Source organism: Thioalkalivibrio sp. ALMg3 (assembly GCF_000381225.1).
GTDB classification, from domain to species: domain Bacteria; phylum Pseudomonadota; class Gammaproteobacteria; order Ectothiorhodospirales; family Ectothiorhodospiraceae; genus Thioalkalivibrio; species Thioalkalivibrio versutus.
In genome coordinates this window covers 1-1,815 of the sequence record NZ_KB906238.1, presented here as the reverse complement: position 1 = coordinate 1,815, position 1,815 = coordinate 1, and the positions used below count along the sequence as shown (strand labels likewise).

Annotated in this window: 2 protein-coding genes; one reads left to right on the top strand and one right to left on the bottom strand. The window is 62.6% G+C overall.

From position 1 onward, the window contains the following. Positions 1 to 891, bottom strand: an 891-nt coding sequence (locus F622_RS0113315) for a PEP-CTERM sorting domain-containing protein (RefSeq protein WP_019572122.1), incomplete at its 3' end; no start/stop codon positions are given. Positions 892 to 1,403: 512 nt separating this feature from the next. Here F622_RS0113315 and F622_RS13515 point away from each other — a divergent pair. Then, on the top strand, positions 1,404 to 1,815 hold a 412-nt coding region (locus tag F622_RS13515), incomplete at its 3' end, for a tetratricopeptide repeat protein (RefSeq protein WP_038096471.1).

The following is a 1,815-nucleotide window of genomic DNA, read 5'->3' as shown; positions in this document are numbered from 1 at the left end:
CAGCAGGGACAGGCCCATCAGCGCCAGGGTGCCCGGTTCCGGCACTGCGAAGCGCAGGCTGCCATCGTGGGTGGACTGGGTTTCGCTGAACAGGGTCTGGCCGTCGCGGGTGTCGCCGTACACGTTGTTGGCATCGTCACCGAAGAAGGTCTCCGGCGGCGGTTCCTGGATGGTGCCGGCGCTGGCGAAGGCCGTGACCTGGAAGGTCGGGGCGCCTTCCTCGTCCGCGATCAGGTCGGCGAAGTCGATGCCGTCGCTGGTGAACCAGAAGCCCGGCAGTACCATGTCCACCTGGAATTCGAAGGTGAAGGTCCCTTCGATGAAGGCCCCGCCCTGGCTGTCGAATTCCAGGATGCTGTTGCCGGATTTCAGGCCCATCTCCATGACCAGTTCGCCGTCGGTGTAGTGTGCCCTTGCCCCTTCATAGTCCTGACCGAAACCGGGGGTCGGTTCGGCCATGAACAGCGAAAAGCAGCAACCGACCCCGGTGTAGTCAGCGGTGACGACGTAATTGCCGCCGACTGTATCGGTGCCGGTTACCACGCCGCGGAGTTCGTCCCAGAGGAGCCCCATGGAGTAGTCGTTGCCAAGGATGTCGCCGGTCTGGGGCGCGGCCGCGTTGGTGACGGTCCGGTAGGACGTGGCATCACCGTACCCGCGGTCATAGAACACATCGCCGACCTGAACCGGGTTGTTCGGGTCCTGAATGTACTGGAAGGTCTGGGTGTTCAGGTCGAATTGGATCCGGCGGACGTTTTCGACCGATCCGCTGTAGTTCGCGGTGGCGTCGAGGTTCATGTCGAAGTCGATCGTCTCCGCCGTCGCGGTACTCGCACCTGCGGCGAAAATGCCGACGCAGAGCGAAGCAAGAAGTGCTTTTTTCGCGTTCATGGATTTCTCCTGATGCTCAATTTGAAGCGATTTAACCATCGCCGGGGCTTGGCCTGATGGCCAATTCAGTTGCTGCCGAGTTGTTATAGGCAGACAACGTGCCAAGTTTCACTTCGAGGAGTGATCGTTCGTAAGGCTTTGTTATGTAGGGGGAAAGTTTGATGTTTTCCCGGCGGGTATTGGATTGTTGGCAGCGTGCGGGCGATAGGCCCCAGTTCTGGGACGGAACTGTAAAGGCGGTCGACGGAGGCTGGCGTGGCTTGCGGGCGTCAGGCCGCCGGGTAGGGGGTGCATGGAGAACAAATAAAATAAAATCAGGAAGTTGAGGGTATTTTTTTGGTTGTAAGGCGTATCGACAGGGGGCGTTACAAGAGGTCCCGGGTAATGGCAAAGGATCGGGGCGACGGGCCGATTGGGAGGGGGCGTGATGTGCGGGGGAGCGCGGCTACCGAAGGACCGGTCGCGCCTCGCGAGGAGCCATGGGGTCAGGCCGTGCGCGCCCGCGACAGTCGATGCGCGACGACCAGCATGGCGGGAAGTACCAGCAGGTCGAACAGCAGGCCCGCGATCAGCCCGAACACAACCTCAATCGTTATGTTCAGGAGAGCCCCGGGTTGCTGCAGGGTATTCGTACGCTGACGGCGGTCTATCTGGAACAGGGTCGCGTGGAGGATGCCCTGCAGTTCGTGGAGCGGGCAAGCCGTGACTACACCGGCGAGCCGGCCGACATGGCCGAGCTGCGCGGGCGACTGCTGCTGGTTGCCGGCGATTCCGAAGCCGGCATCGATGCGTTGCGCGACGCGGCTGCGTCGAGCCCGGGTTCGCAGGATCTCCAGGAATTGCTGGCGGTGGCGCTGCTCCGGGGCGGGGAGACGGAAGAAGGTCTGGATGCGCTGCGCGCCGCCGGAGGCGGCGAGGCCTCGG